At 65.6% G+C, this 831-nt stretch carries 1 protein-coding gene; it reads right to left on the reverse strand.

The features are described 5' to 3' along the window. On the reverse strand, nt 1-584 hold a 584-nt coding region (locus KTN05_RS17680; RefSeq protein ID WP_217330670.1), incomplete at its 3' end, for an SDR family oxidoreductase. Nucleotides 585-831 lie beyond the last annotated feature (247 nt).

Genomic DNA, 831 nt, shown 5'->3' on the forward strand with positions numbered 1-831 from the left:
ATGGCCTTGGGCTTGGCCTCGTCGAAGAACTCCGTGTCCACCATGCCCGGCGCGATAACCGTGCACCGCCCGCCCCACTCGCGCATCTCCTCGGCCAGGTTACCCGCGTAACCGTGGACGAACCATTTGGAGGCGCCGTAGACCGATCCCTTGATATGAACGCGGCCCGCCGCCGATCCGGTCATCAGCAGGTGGCCTTGCCGTTCCTTCAGGTGAGGCAGCGCCGCCTTCGCGGTGAAGAGCAGGCCCATGATGTTGATCCCGATCATCGCCCGCCATTCATCCACGTCACCGCCCTCGGTGCCTGGCGCGTCGACGCCGCGTCCGGCATTGGCGAAGGCTGCATCGACGCTGCCGAACGCCTTGGCCATCCGCTCCAGCGCCGCCTGCTGATCGGAGAGCTGCGTCACGTCGCCGGGCAGCGCGATCGCATTGCCGGAGCCCAACTCATCGACGAGCCCCCCAAGCCGATCCGCGCGCCTGGCGAACAGCCCCACCCGCCAGCCTCTCGATACCGCCAGCCGAGCGGTGGCAGCGCCGATACCGCTGGACGCACCCGTGATGAACAGGGTCTTGCCGGACATTCGCGTTCCTCCCATCAGCCCTGGCGAGATGTTGGCATCTCGCTGGCGCTACGTTGCCTGGAGGAGGCTACGGATCTGGCCTTTCATGCGCAACGCCCGCTGCGTTCACACGCCATCCCTGCGGGCGGTGGATCAGAACTCGTCCAACTTGCAGTTCCTGTTCAGAAAGGAGGCGATCTCGCCCTGCGGACTTCGCCAATATCCGTGCTGACATGTTCTCCGGCCTGCCTGTTGCACTGGTCCTGAT

The organism is Paracoccus sp. Z118 (assembly GCF_019061185.1).
Taxonomy (GTDB): Bacteria; Pseudomonadota; Alphaproteobacteria; order Rhodobacterales; family Rhodobacteraceae; genus Paracoccus.